The sequence below is a fragment of the Archangium sp. genome, from assembly GCF_036388035.1.
Classification (GTDB): Bacteria; Myxococcota; Myxococcia; order Myxococcales; family Myxococcaceae; genus Archangium.
In genome coordinates this window covers 1-15137 of record NZ_DASVSO010000857.1, presented here as the reverse complement: position 1 = coordinate 15137, position 15137 = coordinate 1, and the positions used below count along the sequence as shown (strand labels likewise).

General features: G+C 69.8%; 12 protein-coding genes. 7 read left to right on the top strand and 5 right to left on the bottom strand.

What is annotated here, in order from left to right; genetic code table 11:
• Positions 1-399 (top strand): hypothetical protein (locus VF697_RS35405; protein WP_331102056.1); only part of this gene is annotated, 399 nt, incomplete at its 5' end.
• Between the two features lie 48 nt (positions 400-447).
• Here the strand turns inward: VF697_RS35405 and VF697_RS35400 are convergent.
• Both VF697_RS35400 and VF697_RS35395 read right to left on the bottom strand, forming a co-directional pair.
• A complete protein-coding gene (locus tag VF697_RS35400; RefSeq protein ID WP_331102054.1) occupies positions 448-1248 on the bottom strand; it encodes a hypothetical protein in 801 nt (266 codons plus the stop codon).
• A gap of 92 nt (positions 1249-1340) precedes the next feature.
• Complete coding sequence (locus tag VF697_RS35395; RefSeq protein ID WP_331102052.1) at positions 1341-1997, bottom strand: hypothetical protein; 657 nt, start codon at positions 1995-1997, stop codon at positions 1341-1343.
• Between the two features lie 159 nt (positions 1998-2156).
• On the opposite strand from VF697_RS35395, the gene VF697_RS35390 reads away from it, so the two are divergent.
• The 4 genes from VF697_RS35390 to VF697_RS35375 all read left to right on the top strand — a co-directional run bounded on the left by VF697_RS35390 (position 2157) and on the right by VF697_RS35375 (position 9538).
• Complete coding sequence (locus tag VF697_RS35390) at positions 2157-4517, top strand: ATP-binding protein (protein WP_331102050.1); 2361 nt, start codon at positions 2157-2159, stop codon at positions 4515-4517.
• 8 nt (positions 4518-4525) lie between these two features.
• A complete protein-coding gene (locus VF697_RS35385) occupies positions 4526-6811 on the top strand; it encodes a TonB-dependent receptor (protein WP_331102048.1) in 2286 nt (761 codons plus the stop codon).
• Between the two features lie 132 nt (positions 6812-6943).
• Positions 6944-7510 carry a YfiR family protein gene (locus VF697_RS35380; protein ID WP_331102046.1) on the top strand — a complete coding sequence of 189 codons (567 nt, stop codon included), beginning with the start codon at positions 6944-6946 and terminating at the stop codon, positions 7508-7510.
• Positions 7511-7702: 192 nt separating this feature from the next.
• Positions 7703-9538, top strand: coding sequence for an N-acetylmuramoyl-L-alanine amidase (locus tag VF697_RS35375; protein ID WP_331102043.1), 1836 nt, complete (start codon positions 7703-7705; stop codon positions 9536-9538).
• 7 nt (positions 9539-9545) lie between these two features.
• Here VF697_RS35375 and VF697_RS35370 read toward each other — a convergent pair whose 3' ends face one another.
• Both VF697_RS35370 and VF697_RS35365 read right to left on the bottom strand, forming a co-directional pair.
• The gene (locus tag VF697_RS35370; protein WP_331102041.1) at positions 9546-10337 is read right to left on the bottom strand and encodes an enoyl-CoA hydratase/isomerase family protein; all 792 of its coding nucleotides are present in this window, start codon (positions 10335-10337) and stop codon (positions 9546-9548) included.
• Between the two features lie 46 nt (positions 10338-10383).
• Entirely contained in the window at positions 10384-11268 is an 885-nt protein-coding gene (locus VF697_RS35365) for a LysR substrate-binding domain-containing protein (protein ID WP_331102040.1), read from the bottom strand.
• Positions 11269-11368: 100 nt separating this feature from the next.
• Between VF697_RS35365 and VF697_RS35360 the strand changes: the two genes are divergently transcribed.
• Positions 11369-13006, top strand: a complete 1638-nt coding sequence (locus tag VF697_RS35360) for an acetolactate synthase large subunit (RefSeq protein WP_331102034.1) — start codon at positions 11369-11371, stop codon at positions 13004-13006.
• A gap of 33 nt (positions 13007-13039) precedes the next feature.
• Positions 13040-14473, top strand: a complete 1434-nt coding sequence (locus tag VF697_RS35355) for an aldehyde dehydrogenase family protein (protein WP_331102032.1) — start codon at positions 13040-13042, stop codon at positions 14471-14473.
• Positions 14474-14549: 76 nt separating this feature from the next.
• Here VF697_RS35355 and VF697_RS35350 read toward each other — a convergent pair.
• Positions 14550-15137 (bottom strand): hypothetical protein (locus VF697_RS35350; RefSeq protein ID WP_331102030.1); only part of this gene is annotated, 588 nt, incomplete at its 5' end.

Sequence of the window (15137 nt, the reverse complement as noted above, 5' to 3'; positions counted from 1 at the left end):
TACGAGCTGCTCTGGGAAGGCGCCCCCGAGGTGGAGCTGGCCACGCTCGAGGGGCACCACGACGAGTCGGCGGTCATCTCGGTCTTCGTCGACGATGCGCTGTGGGACTTCACGGCCATCCCGCTGGTGTCGCCCTCGGTGGGACGCAACCAGGTCTTCGTCGCGCACCCCCAGGTGGCCGCCCGCCACCGGGAGCACTACGTGGAGTTCTTCCGGCGGCAGGGCTCGCTGGTGCCCCTCCAGGCCCGGCATACCGAGGCGCTCCGGCAGGAGATCCAGCAGCGCGGGGATCGCCACCTGCTGCAGACGCTCCATCACCTCGCGAGCGGGCTGCCCCTCTTCGAGGTGCACTTCGAGGGCACCGAGCGCGTGCGCGTCCTGGAGAAGGGCGCCGTCTGAGAACAGCCGGGGCAGGGGAGACGGGCAGCGTTTCAATCCGGAGCGCTGCTACCGTCCCAACTGCCTGTCCCAGGCAGCCAGCTGCACGGCCACCGTGTATTTTTCAGCGCTGGAGAGTGACTCGAAGTCCTTGGGGGAAAGCGCGTGGAGGCGCTCGCGCAGGAAGTCCGGGTCGCTGAGCACCTCGGGGTGCTTCAAATCGTTGTCGCCTTCCACGAGGAGGGGAATCACCCGAAGCATGGCCTCCAGGCATTCCTCCCGGGTGGCGCGAGCCATGCGCTCCACGGTGAGGGTCAGGTGCTCGCGGACCGAGGCGGGGCCTCCGGGGCACCAGGCCTCCAGCGTCTTGCGCCAGAGGTCCTCCATGAGCTCTTCCAGCGTGTAGTCGTCATCGAACGACCAGAATGCATAGCGAGGGCGCTGGAGCACCTCCCAGAAGCGGAGCAACGAGGCGAGCCGGTCCGCCATGCGCTCAGCGCTCCGCGGCGGCGGCGGCGACACGGCATGGTAGAGCGCTCCCCAAGGAGTGCTCAGGCAGAAGGACTCGAAGGCGGCCCTCGCGTGCTGGCGCTGCTCTTTCTGGAAGCCTTCATTCAAGTCCATGAAAACGCCGACGAACATGTGCATCCGCCAGCAGGTGTGGGGAGCGCCGAATTCGGCGCTCGAGTGCATCACGAGCACCTCACCGGGCTGCACCTGTCGCGGCTGCCGGAGTTGGGAAAAGGCGCCGGCCTCGAGGTACTCCCGGGCCCACCGCTTGCCCTCGGCTCTCACCTTGCGGCGAGTGGTGGCGATGGTTCCGTGGAGCCACGCTGGAAACTCGAGCACCGGGGCCTGTTCCGTGGGCATGGCCTTTCGCCCTACCATAGCGGTCAGGTGCCCCTCAAGCGCCAGGCACTTTGCTCAACGGCAGTCCCGCCGGTAGCTCCAGCGGTACAGCGTCACTCCGGGCTCGGGCGTGCGCCAGGACAACTTCCAGAGTGCCCCCCGTTCTCGAAGTCGAGGAAGAGGGACCCCTCGAATCCAGTGCCTCCTACGAATTTCTTGTGAGGGTCGACGGCTTTATTGAGGGCCGCCAGGTAGCGCCCCGCCTGTTGTCTCCCTTCCTCGCGTGACTCCTCATCGTCCGGCTTCACCTCGAACAGCACGAGGAGGCGGGTATCAGTGATGTCCGGGCGCAAGCGCCTCGCGAGCTCCGAAAGACGCTCGGGGTCCCCCAACTCCCCCTCCTCCACGATGGTGGAGAGGTCGACGGTGTTGAGGAAGACGCGGTTGGAGGGATGCTGCACGCCGTACGCTTTGCCGATGGCTACATGTGCGGCCCTGCCAAGAAAAGCGCCCCAGGGCTCCCGGGAGTCCGGCGGACGGCCAGGAAGCCTGAAGGAGGGCGGCTCCGCCTGGGCACCGAGGGCGGCCACGAGCACCAGGAGAAGACCCGCCAGCCTCCAGGTGCTTCCCGTCCTGGTTCCACGCTCTCTCATTGCCAACATGCTCCTCCCGGTGCGGTGTGAGCATGGGCTGGAGACCTTGGGGGTCCCCAGCCCTTTTTCATTTCTGGCCCCCTTGTCGGCGAGAACAGTACCGTTGTTTAATTCCACGCATACAGCACGAGGCCAGCGTCCTTGTAGGGGCCTCTCTCCCGTCACATTTCGGTGAAGTACGGTCGCTCACGACGCCATGCGACACAGCCATACCTTGACCTTCGGTCTCCGGGTGGAAGGGCTCCTTCCACGGCGCGCACAGTCGCGAGGTGGACAATGAGTCTGGAGTCGCGCCACCTGTCGCTGCGCGCCCGCCTGGTCATCCTGGTCGCCCTTCTCTTCGCGGCCTTCGCGCTGTTCTTCCTCGCCTTCTTCCCGGCGCGCATGGATGCCCAGGCGCGCCACTGGGTCCTCAGTCGCGCGACGGGGATTGCCCAGCTGCTGGCCAGCGCCACCGAGCCGGCGCTCGACTTCGGGGATGCCATCAACGGCCAGCACCACCTGGAGACGCTCGCCTCCACTCCCGAGGCCACCTTCGGCCTGTTGCTGCGCGAGGACGGCTCGCCGCTGGCGGCCTGGCACCCGGAGCGTGCCCCGGCCCGGCTCACCGACATTCCCGAGGGCGCGGGCATCCACGGCCAGGAGGTGCTGGCCCGGGTGCGGATCCACACCCGAGGCGGCCAAGAGGGCACGTTGCTGGTGGGCTTCAGCCTGGCCGAGCTGCGCCAGGAAGGTCAGCACACGCTGCGGCTGGCGGTCAGCATCTCCGCGCTCATCTTCGCCTTCGGCGTGCTCGCGGCCTTCGGGGTGGGGACGTTGCTGGTCCGCCCGCTGGGGCGCGTCACCCAGGTGGCCTTGCGCATCTCCGAAGGGGAGCTGGGCGCGCAGAGCGAGCTCGACCTGACCCGGCGCGACGAGACCGGCACCCTCGCCGCCGCGCTGTCCCGGATGCTGCGCCGCCTGTACGAGCAGAAGGCCCTCATCAAATCGCAGAGCGAGGCCTCCTCCGAGGGCATCCTCACCGTCTCGGAGTCGGGGCAGGTCCTGGCGCACAACCAGCGCCTGCTGCGGATGTGGCAGTTGCCGCCGGAGCGGCTGGAAGGGCGGCACCTGGAGGAGGTGCTCCGCGCCCTGGCCCCCGCCATGAAGGAGCCCGAGGCCCTGCGGCGCCTGGCCGACTTCCAGCAGGAGCAGCCCGCGGCCAACTCCTTGGAGTTCTCGCTCCTGGATGGGCGAACCCTCACCGCGTACCGGGCGCCCATCCAGAGCCAGGAGGGCACGCACTTCGGCTGGGGGCTCTACTTCCAGGACATCACCGAGCGGCTGGCCCAGGAGCGCGTGCGCGCGCGCAACCTCGAGCTGGAGCAGCGCGTGGCCGAGCGCACCCAGGAGCTCGCCGAGCGCCTGCGCGAGCTGCACAGCACCCAGGAGCAGCTCATCGTCGCCGACCGGCGCACCTCCGTGGGCACGCTCGCCGCCGGCGTGGCCCATGAAATCAACAACCCGCTCGCCTACGTCACCGCCAACATCCAGTTCGTCCTCCAGGAGATGCCCGAGCTGCGCACCACCCTCATGCCGGGCTGTCCCCCCGCCATGAACGAGGGCATGGAGGCGATCTGGCAGGAGGTGGCCAACGCCCTGGCCGAGGCGCGCGAGGGCTGCTCTCGCGTGCAGCACATCGTCCAGAGCCTCAAGTCCTTCTCGCGCGGGGATGAAGACCGACGCGAGCCCCTGCACGTCCAGGGGCCCCTCGACGCGGCCATCAGCATGGCGCAGAACGAGATCCGCCACCGCGCCCGGCTGGTGCGCGACTACCGGGACATTCCGCCCGTCGAGGCCAACGAGGTGCGCCTGGCCCAGGTCTTCCTCAACCTGCTCATCAACGCCGCCCACGCCATCCCGGCGGGCGCCGCGGATCGGCATGAGATCCGGGTGACGACCCGGCTCGGAGAGGACGGGTATGTGTGGGTGGACATCACCGACACCGGCAGTGGCATTGCCCCCGAGGTGCGTGGCCGGCTGTTCACCCCCTTCTTCACCACCAAGCCGGTGGGCGTGGGCACCGGGCTGGGGCTGTCCGTCTGCCAGGGCATCATCACCGCGTTGGGCGGGCGCATCGAGGTCCAGAGCGAGCTGGGGCAGGGCAGCACCTTCTCCGTCGTCCTTCCCCCCAGCGCCGTCACCGTGAAGCACGCGCAAGCACACCGCGCGCAGTCTCGCTCGGGGCCGCGGCGAGGGCGTGTGCTGGTGGTGGACGACGATCCCTTCGTGGGGGCGGCGCTGCGGCGCACCCTGGGGCGCGAGCACGATGTCTCCGTGGCGTTCGGCGCCCGGGAGGCGCTGGGGCGCGTCCTCCAGGGCGCCACGTTCGACATCATCCTGTGCGACCTGATGATGCCGGACATGACCGGCATGGACTTCTTCACCGAGCTCCAGCGGCTGTACCCCGCTCAGGCGGAGTCGGTGACCTTCTTCACCGGCGGCGCCTTCACCGAGACGACCCGCGCCTTCCTCGAGCAGCATCAGGACCGGGTGTTGAGCAAGCCCGTCGATGCCGACCTTCTCCGAGAACGCATCCTCCTGCGGCTGGAGCGAGGGGCCACGGCCTCCCGCCTCCCCGCCGCCTCCCTGGATTGAAACCCCGCATGTCCCGCCTCACCCCTCACGTGCCTGTCCTCGGCCTGCTGCTGCTGACAGGAGTCCTCGCCTCCCGCCCCGCCTCCGCTCAGCCCCTGCCCACCGCCTCGCCGCCCGCGCCCGAGGAGACCCCCGCCGAGCCGGTGAGCCCTCCCGCCTCGGACGCGCCCACCGAGCCACACTGGTCCCAAGAGCTCTCGCTCGAGGAGCTGCTCCAGCTGGAGCTGGCCACCCCCTCCAAGCAGCTCCAGCCGGCCAGGGAGGCCCCGGGCGTGGTCTCCGTGGTGCCACGCGAGCAGATCCGCAGGTTCGGCTGGATGAGCCTCGATGACATCCTCTTCAGCCAGCCCGGCTTCTTCCCCGCTCACGACTATGAGCGCACGGTGGTGGGCGCGCGGGGGATCTCGGAGGGGTGGAACAACAACCACCTGTTGCTGCTGGTGGATGGCGTCCCGATGAATGACAACGAGGCGGGCAGCGCCTTCACCTGGGACGTCACTCCGCTCTTCCTGGTGAAGAGCGTGGAGATCGTCCGCGGCCCCGGCTCGGCCCTGTACGGCTCCAGCGCGACCAATGGCGTGGTGGCCCTCAACACCATCTCCTCGCCGAGGACCCTCCGGGAGGATGAGCGCCTGGAGGTCAACAGCGAGGCGCGCTTGCGGCTCGGAGATCGGGGCACGGTGAACGTGGACGCGGTGGCCGCCACCGTGTCCGAGCACCTCTCCGCCGTCCTCGGGTTCCGGCACCTGCACACCAACGGGTACTCGTACCTGTCCTACGATGGCTCGGGGAGGACCGACGACACGGGGGCGCTCCAGCGCTTCCGCATCGACGACGCCCACAGCAGCGACTACCTCTTCCTCAAGCTGGAGGCGAAGAAGGCGCTGGAGGGGTTGTCCCTGCAGTACCACCTGCAGTCCTGGGAGCACAGCACGGGCCATGGTTGGCTCTACTGGGCCCCCGACGTCGATGGGCCGATGCACGACCGTCGCCACATCGTGGTGCTGCGCTACCAGTCACCCCGGGAGCGTCGGCTCCAACAGGAGTACGTGTTCAAGCTCCAGCGGCACGACTTCGAGCGCAACGTCCGCCTCTACCCGAGTGGCGCGCTCGAGGGGCGCTACCCGGCCGGGGTGAACGAGGTGCTGGAGACGCGCGTGGACGAGCTCTTCGGGAGGGCCCAGCTCTCCGGCGAGCTGTCCGAGGGCCTCAGCCTGCTCAGCGGCGTGGAGTACTCGGCCTTCCTCTACGGCGGCGACCGGGTGCACTACGCCAACATCGACCTGTTCAACGCGGAGGAGGGTGCTCCCGCTCCGACCGCCCCGGTCCCGCTCGGGCCCTTCTTCGAAGGCATCATCGGCCATCCGGTCAACAACCTGGGCGCCTATACCCAGCTGGCCTGGAGCCGGCTGTTGGGCATGCCCCTGTCCCTGACGGTGGGCCTGCGCTACGACCTGAAGTTCTTCCACTACCGCGAGCCGCGGGCCCCCGAGTCTCCCACGCGCTTCAAGTCGTACGATCAGCTCAGCCCCCGGCTGGCGCTGGTGTACTCGCCCAGCCCGTTGCTGAGCCTCAAGGCCCAGGCCAGCAGGGCCTTCCGGGCCCCGGTGCCCGCCGAGCTCTTCGGCGCCAACACCTGGATGCTCAGCGCCAACATCGACATGCTGCGCCCCGAGCAGGTGACGACCTTCGAGCTCAACGCGGACTGGACGGTCAACCCCCACCTGAGCTGGCGCAACACCGTGTTCCATTCGCGGTTCGACAACCTCATCGGCTACAGCGACGCGAACCTGTCGAGCAACCTGTTCTCCCGGAGCAACGCCGGCCTGGAGTCTGAGTTGCTGGGGGACGTGGACCTCGGGGAGCACGGGCAGGTGCAGGGCTTTGGCAGCTACACCTACGTGCACATGCTGGCGGAGCACGATGACAATGGGGGCCACGTGGCCTCGGCGGGCAACCTCACCTGGGCTCCCGCCCACGTGGCCAAGGCCGGGCTCAGCTACAGCCTGCGAGGCTTCACCCTGTCCCTCCAGGGCCGCTACCAGGGCGCCGTCCACCGCCGCGAGGGGGACAGCGTGACCCCGGCCTTCATCGCCGCACGTCCCACGAGCGTGCCGGCATGGGTTCGCTTCGATGCCAACGCCCGCTACCAGCTCAACACCTGGGCCTCCGTGGGTGTGAAGGTCTCCAACCTGTTGGATGCCGAGAGCTACCTGGTGAAGATCGGTAACTTCCCCTTCGACTACCGCATGGAGGGCCGGCGCCTCTTCGTCAGCTTGGAGTTCGACCTCTAAGGCGCCGCTCCGCCCCTCCCGCTGTCCTGGCATTGTAGAGTCCGAAAGGACCCACGAAATTGGAGTACATCTGTCATGCCGTTGTGTTACCGGGCTGAGAGGAGCCGAGCCACCTGGTGGCGCCTGAGCATCGTGGCTCCCCTGGTGCTGATGCTCGCCTCGGCGCCCGTCCACGCCGAGGAGCTGCCCGCCACGCTGCGGGCCTCCTTGGTGGTGCGCATCCTCGCCTATGACCGGCGGATGAGCTCGCACCCGCCTCCGCTCACCATCGCCATCCTGCATCAGGAGGGCGATACGAGCTCGGCCCGTGGGGGACAGGAGCTGCGCACCGCGATGGAGGCCGCGGCGCGGGGAAGGACCCTCGCGGGCCAGCCGATGCGCGTCCTGCGCATCGGCTTCCGCAACGCCCTCCAGCTTCAAGAGGAGCTCTCTCGCGCGGGGGTGGTGGCCCTCTACGCGTGCGAGGGGCTCGAGGCCCAATCCGAGGTCATCTCCCGGGTGACGCGGCAGCTCTCCATCCTCTCCCTCGCCGGAAGCGCGGCCCAGGTGAACCGGGGGCTGGCCATCGGTCTCATCCGCAAGAAGAACTCCCCCGTCATTCTCGTGAACCTCTCGGCCGCCCGCGCGGAAGGCGCGGACCTCGACGCGGGCCTGCTCAGCCTCGCCCAGCTCGTCGAGCCCCGCCCGGGCCAGGAGTGAATCCAAAGATACAATAAACCTGTAAATCCTCCAGGGAAGGGAAGCCCAGGAATCCCCGCGCTGTCTTTTTTTTGCGGATTCTTGAGATGCGGCCTCGCTCGTCACCTCCTTCTGTTGGGCTCCCCTCGCACCCGCCATCCGCGAGGCCAGGAGCGGTCCATCACACGCGAGTGACGACGTCCGGAGGAATCGATGAAGAACAGGCCAGGGATTCTCATGCTCACCGCCGCGCTGGCATTGGCGCAGGCGTGCGACATGAACGAGCAGCAGGTATCCGCCGTCCCCACCGCCGAGGTGGACGTGCGGGTGGCGGAGACCTACGAGCGGGAGGACGAATCCTTCGACGCGCTCTTCCGGGAGGCGGGCGGGGAATTCAACGTGCCGCCCGCGCTGCTCAAGTCCATCGCGTTCGTACAGACGCGCTACCAGATGGTGGAGGGCACCGAGGAGTTCGAGGGGCGCCCGGCCGCCTACGGAATGATGGCGCTGTCCGGAGCGCGGCTCGAGGAGGGCGCGAAGCTGGCCGGCGTCACGGTGGAGCAGGCCAGGACGGACGCGCGCGCCAACGTCCGGGCGGCGGCGGCGCTGCTGTCGCACCACGCGGAGGCGCTCAGGCTGGACCGGACGCAGGCGAGCAAGTGGGCGCCGGCGGTGGCCGAGGTGTCCGGCATCGAGAACGAGGAGGGCCGTCGCAGCTTCGTCCAGGATGAGGTCTTCCGGGTGGCCCGCCTGGGGCTGGGGACGCTGTCGCGGGAGTGGGCCGCGAGCGGGCAGGCGCTGACCGCGGAGGATGAACTGGCAGGGCGTCGGGTCCAGGCGTTCGCCGTCGCTCCGGACTACAGCGGGGCCGTGTGGAGGCCCTCGCCCAACTACAACTCCCGGCCCATCGGCGTGCGCATGGTGGTCATCCACACCTGCGAGAGCGGCTACTCGGGGTGCTGGAGCTGGCTGACCAACACCAGCTCGGGCGTGAGCGCCCACTACGTGGTGCGCGAGGACGGAGCGGAGATCAGCCAGCTCGTGCGGGACGCGAGCCGGGCCTGGCACATCGGTGCCACCTACCAGTGCGGCAACAACGGCGGCGTGGCGTGCGAGCTGAACGGGAGAAGCTCCAATGACTTCACCCTCGGCATCGAGCATGGCGGGTATGCATCGCAGACGACCTGGCCGGCGTCACAGATCGACGCCTCGGCCCGGCTGCTGTGCGACATGTCGCGTGACCACCGGATTCCCCTGGACCGCTACCACGTGGTGGGGCATGGCCAGCTGCAGCCGGCCAACCGCACGGATCCCGGTGCCAACTGGCCGTGGACGGACTACCTCAACCGGGCCAAGGCCCACTGCGGTGTCGGGTGTTCGGTGGGCGGGGCGATCCTGACGCGCTACAACCAGCTGGGGGGAGCCGGGGGCTTTCTGGGCGGGTGCCTGACGAGCGAGCTGACGACGCCGGACGGCATCGGCCGCTACAACCACTTCCAGAACGGCAGCATCTACTGGACGCAGGCCACGGGCGCCTGGGAGGTGTGGGGGCAGATTCGCCTCAAGTGGGAGGCGCTGGGCTGGGAGAAGAGCATGCTGGGCTACCCCATCACGGGGGAGCTGACGACGCCGGATACCGTGGGTCGCTACAACCACTTCCAGGGCGGCAGCATCTACTGGACGCAGGCCACGGGCGCCCATGAGGTGCGCGGCAACATCCACGCGAAGTGGAAGGCGCTGGGCTGGGAGACGGGGGTGCTGGGCTACCCGACGACGGACGAGACGGGGACGCCGGACGGCATCGGCCGCTACAACCACTTCCGCAAGGGCACCACGGAGGGCAGCATCTACTGGACGCAGGCCACGGGCGCCTGGGAGGTGCACGGGCAGATCCGCAACCACTGGGCCTCGCTGGGCTGGGAGAAGAGCGCCCTGGGCTACCCCGTGTCGGACGAGTATGCCGTCACGGGGGGCCGCGAGAGCGAGTTCCAGAAGGGCTACATCACCTACAACACCTCCACCGGTGCCTTCACGGTGCGGATGAAGTAGCGGGCCCTCAGCGCCCCTGGAAGACGGGGGGCCTGCGCGCCGCCGCGGCCGCGAGCCCCTCGCCCAGGTCCTCGCTTCCGTAGCTCTCCGCCTGGAAGCGCGCCTCCGCCTCCAGGGCCCGCTGGAGGGCGGACCGGTCCGGGGCCAGCCCGCGCTTGAGTGCGCGGGTGGCCAGCGGGGCATTCGCCGCCACCTGGGCCGCGAGTTTCCGGGCGCGCGCGAGCACCTCGGGCCCTGGCGTCGCCTCGAGCGCCAGCCCGAGTTGCACCGCCTCACGCCCATCGAAGCGGCGGCCCGTGAGGAGCAGCTCCGCGCCGCGCTGCGCGCCCGCCCTCCACGGCACGAGGTACGTCGCCCCCATGCCCGGGTGCAGGCCCAGCTGGACGAAGTTGAGCGCGAGCTTCGCGTCCTCGGCGACGACGCACAGGTCGCACGCGAGCGCCACGCACAGCCCGGCGCCAATCGCCGCCCCCTCCACCGCGGCCACCGTGGGCACCGGCAGATCCAGCACGCTGAGGTAGCGCGCATAGAAATCGAGCATGAAGGTGCGGGCCTCCTCCGAGGACACCCGGCGCAGCCGCTCGAGCATCTGGAGGTCTCCCCCCGCGGAGAACGTGCCGCCGGCCCCGGCGAGGACGACCGCCCTCACGTCGGGGCGCTGCTTGAGCTCGGCCACCCGACTCCGCAGCGCCTCCCCGATCTCGGGCGTCATCGCGTTGCGGCGGGCGGTATCATTCAACGTGAGGGTGGCGACGGCACCCTCCACCTCGAGCAGGACGGCTGCGGACGGAGTGGACATGGGGGCACACCTTAGCAGGAGAGTCCCCGGGCCTCTGGAGAACAGCTCAGGCCCCGACCCCCTTCGCCTGCGTGCGCACCTCCGCCGCGAACAGCTCCGCGGCGGGCGTGCGCGGCGCGCCCTTGCGCCAGAGCAGCGCGGCGAGCTCGGAGCGAGGGGCAGGGGACAGTCGCTTCACCACCAGCCGCTCGGCGTCGGTGTGCCGCGGCTCGGGGAGTACCGTGACGGCGAGGCCCGCGCGCACGATCGCCAGCACGGTAGCCACCGCGTTGGATTCGAGCGCGAGGTGCGGCGCGAACCGCATGGCATCGAACCAGGCGTCCACGCGCGTACGCACGCGCGAGCCTCGCGAGAGCAAGGCGAACGGCTCGTCCGCGAGTTGCCGCAACCCCACCGACTCCGCTCCCGCCAGGGGGTGCCCCCGCGCGACGACGAGCGCGAGCCTGCTGTCGAAGACGGGCTCCGCGTCCAGGTCGGGTGAGCGCGCGGGCGCGTACCCCAGCCCCACGTCCAGCTTGCCGTCCGCCAGCCGCCGCTCCACCCGGCGCACGAGTGCCTCCTCGGCGCTCAGCGCGAGGCCCGGGTGTCTGCGCAGCACGGCGGCCAGCGCCGGCACCACGACCCCTCGCATGCTCGGCGGGTAGCCCACTCGCAGCGCGCCCGTCGTCAGTCCCCGCAGCGCGCCCACCGCCATCCGGCCAGCATCCACGTCCTCCAGCGCGCGCGAGGCGTAGGTGCGGAACAGCTCCCCCGCCTGCGTCAGCCGCACGCCGCTGCGCGCACGCTCGAAGAGGGGTGCGCCGAGCTCCTCCTCGAGCTGGCGGATCTGCTGCGACAACGTGGGCTGCGAGACGTGGATGCGCCGCGCGGCGCGTCCGAAGTGGAGCGTGTCGGCGACGGCGGAGAAGTAGCGGAGGTGGCGGAGCTCCATTTCGCCATCATAGACATTGCCTATCGAGTCCATGGAAACAAACGAATGGACGAATCGTGGGCGCTCTTTAGATTTGTCCTCGTACCGGAGGAGAGACGCCATGAAGGCATCGGACCTGTTCGTCAAAGCACTCGAAGCGGAGGGTGTGCGCTGTGTCTTCGGCCTGCCGGGCGAGGAGAACCTGGACCTGCTCGAGTCGATGCGTGCCTCGGGCATGCGCCTCGTCGTCACGCGTCACGAGCAGGCCGCGGGCTTCATGGCCGCCACGTGGGGACGGCTCACCGGGCGCGCGGGCGTGTGCCTCGCGACGCTGGGCCCTGGGGCCACCAACCTCGTCACGGCCGCGGCGTACGCCCAGCTCGGCGGCATGCCCATGGTGATGGTCACCGGGCAGAAGCCCATCAAGGCCAGCAAGCAGGGCCACTTCCAGATCGTCGACGTCGTGGGGATGATGCGCCCCCTCACCAAGTCCACCCGCACGCTCGTCTCCGCGGAGCACGTCTCCTCGGCGGTGCGCGAGGCCTTCCGCCGCGCCGAGGAGGAGCGCCCCGGCGCGACGCACCTGGAGCTGCCCGAGGACGTGGCGCGTGAGTCCACCGACGCCGCGCCCCTCGCGCCCAGCGCCCACCGCCGGCCCGTGGCCGACGAGGCCTCCATCGCCAACGCGGTCGACGCCATCGCCTCCGCCCGCCGCCCGCTGCTGATGATTGGCGCCGGCGCCAACCGCAAGCTCACCTCGGAGATGCTCCGCGCCTTCGTGGACCGCGTGGGGATGCCCTTCTTCAGCACCCAGATGGGCAAGGGCGTGGTGGACGAGACGCATCCGCTCTGGATGGGCACGGCGGCGCTCTCCGACGGGGACTTCGTCCACCGGGCCATCGAGGCCTCGGACTGCATCGTCAACGTGGGCCACGACGTCATCGAGAAGCCGCCCTTCGTCATGCGCGACAACCGCCGCACGGTGGTCCACTTGAACTTCTCGTCGGCCGAGGTGGACCCCGTGTACTTCCCGCAGGTGGAGGTGACGGGCGACATCGCCAACGCGGTGTGGCGCATCGCGGAGGGGGTCGGTCCGCGAGCGCGCTGGGACTTCACGCCCTTCGAGCGCGCCCGCGCGGGGCTCGACGCGCAGCTCGCACGCGGCCTCGACCACGACAGCTTCCCCATCTACCCCGCGCGGCTCGTGGCCGAGGTGCGGCGCGCGATGCCGGACGACGGAATCGTGTGCCTGGACAACGGCATGTACAAGCTCTGGTTCGCCCGCTACTACCGCTGCCGCCGGCCCAACACGCTGCTGCTCGACAACGCGCTCGCGACGATGGGGGCGGGGCTCCCGTCCGCCATCGCGGCCAGGCTCGTCCACCCCAGGCGCAAGGTGCTCGCCATCTGCGGCGACGGCGGGTTCATGATGAACTCGCAGGAGCTCGAGACGGCGGTGCGCCTGCGGCTGGATCTGACGGTGGTCGTGGTGCGCGACGACGGCTACGGGATGATTCGCTGGAAGCAGGGGGAGATGGGGCTCCCGGACTTCGGGATGGAGCTGGGCAACCCGGACTTCGTCCGCTACGCGGAGGCGTACGGCGCGCACGGACACCGCCCGGCGAGCGCCACGGAGTTCGGCGCCACGCTCGCGCGCTGCCTGGAGTCGGGCGGCGTGCACGTCATCGACCTGCCCATCGACTACTCGGACAACGCGCGGGCGCTCGGAGCTGGTGAAGAGGACGCCATCACGCGCTGAGCCACGACTCTAAAAGGGGAAGAGAGGAACGCCATGCTGGCTGAACGCTATCCGTATTACCTGGCCAACCGCCCGAGGCAGCCCAACGCGGAGCTGGCCGTGCTCAACAAGTACTCGGGCGAGGTCGTGACGCACGTGGCGCTCGCGGACGCGGGCGCCGTGGAGGAGGCCATCGCCGCCGCGGTGCGCGCGGCCGGCCCGATGCGGCGGTTGGCGCCGTACGCCCGGCAGGAGGTGCTCGAGCACTGCGTGCGCCGCTTCCGCGAGCGGGCCGAGGAGTTCGCGCTCGCGCTCTGCATCGAGGCGGGCAAGCCCCTGCGCGACGCGCGGGGCGAGGTCTCCCGGTTGATCGACACCTTCAAGGCGGCGGCCGAGGAGGCCGTACGGGGCGAGGGCGAGGTGCTGAACCTGGAGGTGTCGCGGCGAGCGGCGGGCTACCGGGGCTTCACCCAGCGCGTGCCCGTGGGCCCGTGCTCGTTCATCACGCCGTTCAACTTCCCGCTCAACCTGGTGGCCCACAAGGTGGCGCCCGCCATCGCCGCGGGCTGCCCGTTCGTGCTCAAGCCCTCGGACCGCACGCCCGTGAGCGCGATGCTCATGGCCGAAGTGCTCGCCGAGACGGACCTCCCCGAGGGCGCCTTCTCGGTCCTCCCGACGCGCCTCGAGGACGTGGGGCCGTTCATCGAGGACGACCGGCTGAAGCTGCTCTCGTTCACGGGCTCGGAGAAGGTGGGGTGGGAGCTCAAGGCGCGCGCGGGCCGCAAGAAGGTGGTTTTGGAGCTCGGCGGCAACGCGGCCTGCGTGGTGGACCGCGACCAGGGCGAGCGCCTGGACTTCATCGCGGATCGCGTGGCCCATGGCGCCTTCTTCCAGGCGGGGCAGAGCTGCATCTCGGTGCAGCGCGTGCTCGTGCACGAGGCGTTGTATGACGCGCTGCGCGAGCGGCTTGTCGCGCGGGCGCGGGCACTGCGCGCGGGGGACCCCAGGGACGAGGCCACCACGCTGGGTCCGCTGATCGACGAGCCCGCGGCGCGGCGGCTCGAGGGGTGGATCCGGCGCGCGGAGGGGAGGGGAGCGCGCGTGCTGACCGGGGGAGGGCGGCGCGGCGCGCTGCTCGAAGCCACCGTGTTGGAGGGCGTGCCCGCCGACGAGCCGCTGAGCGCGGAGGAGGCCTTCGGGCCCGTCGTGCTGCTCCAGCCCTTCACCCGATTCGACGACGCGCTCCGCACGGTGAATGAGGGGCGCTACGGGCTGCAGGCGGGCCTCTTCACCAACGAGCTGTCACAGGCGATGCGTGCGTGGGACGAGCTGGAGGTGGGAGGCGTCGTCGTGGGCGACGTGCCGAGCTTCCGCGTGGACACGATGCCCTACGGTGGCGTGAAGGGCTCGGGGTTGGGGCGCGAGGGCGTGAAGTACGCCATCGAGGACATGACCGAGGTGCGGCTGCTCGTGGTGCGCCAGGGGTGAGTTGGATTTCGGCAACATCTACGCCCCTACGGCTCCCACACCCGGGGCAGCTACTTCAGGTTGTGCGCAACCCCGGTCAGTGAAGCGGCTGGCCGAGGGCGTCCAGGACAGGCCGGCGGGTGGGGAGGGTGTGGTGCGCGGGGTCGTAGAAGCACTCGGGGCCGAGCAGGGAGATGAGCTCGCGCTCTCGTGCCGTCCCCGCCTCGGTGCCGGCCTGCGTGGGCAGCTCGTAGGGCTGGACGAGGACGAATTCCTCTCCGAGCGTCTGGCGGCACTCGGGGGGAAGTGCGTCGAGCCGCTCGCCGAACATGCGGACGAAGGGCGGGCCATAGAAGTTGCGCCAGAAGAGGCCCGCCAGTCCTTGGCTGTAGTCGCGCACGGTGACGACGCGCTTCTGTCCTATCTCCTGAGGAACCAATCGCCGCGTCTTGCGCTCGAAATCTTGTGCCAACGCGGTTTGGGCCAGGGGAGACCGCACGAGGCGCATGAGTTCGGCTACCTGTTGCATGTGCGCGGTGCGCCAGGAGGTCTTGGACGCCGAGCGGGCAGAGGTCGTCCAGGAGATTTCGCCTACGTAAGGAAACTCGTCAGTGCGAGAGGGCGAGAACCAGATGAAGTCCCGATCCGTCTTCGCGGCGATGCACAGATTCTTGCGCTCCTCGTA

Bases quoted from the DNA above. Each gene is read 5' to 3' on its own strand.
- VF697_RS35355 (WP_331102032.1), top strand. From the start codon at position 13,040: ATGCTGGCTGAACGCTATCCGTATTACCTGGCCAACCGCCCGAGGCAG.
- VF697_RS35385 (WP_331102048.1), top strand. From the start codon at position 4,526: ATGTCCCGCCTCACCCCTCACGTGCCTGTCCTCGGCCTGCTGCTGCTG.
- VF697_RS35365 (WP_331102040.1), bottom strand. From the start codon at position 11,268: ATGGAGCTCCGCCACCTCCGCTACTTCTCCGCCGTCGCCGACACGCTC.
- VF697_RS35370 (WP_331102041.1), bottom strand. From the start codon at position 10,337: ATGTCCACTCCGTCCGCAGCCGTCCTGCTCGAGGTGGAGGGTGCCGTC.
- VF697_RS35360 (WP_331102034.1), top strand. From the start codon at position 11,369: ATGAAGGCATCGGACCTGTTCGTCAAAGCACTCGAAGCGGAGGGTGTG.
- VF697_RS35400 (WP_331102054.1), bottom strand. From the start codon at position 1,248: ATGCCCACGGAACAGGCCCCGGTGCTCGAGTTTCCAGCGTGGCTCCAC.
- VF697_RS35390 (WP_331102050.1), top strand. From the start codon at position 2,157: ATGAGTCTGGAGTCGCGCCACCTGTCGCTGCGCGCCCGCCTGGTCATC.
- VF697_RS35375 (WP_331102043.1), top strand. From the start codon at position 7,703: ATGAAGAACAGGCCAGGGATTCTCATGCTCACCGCCGCGCTGGCATTG.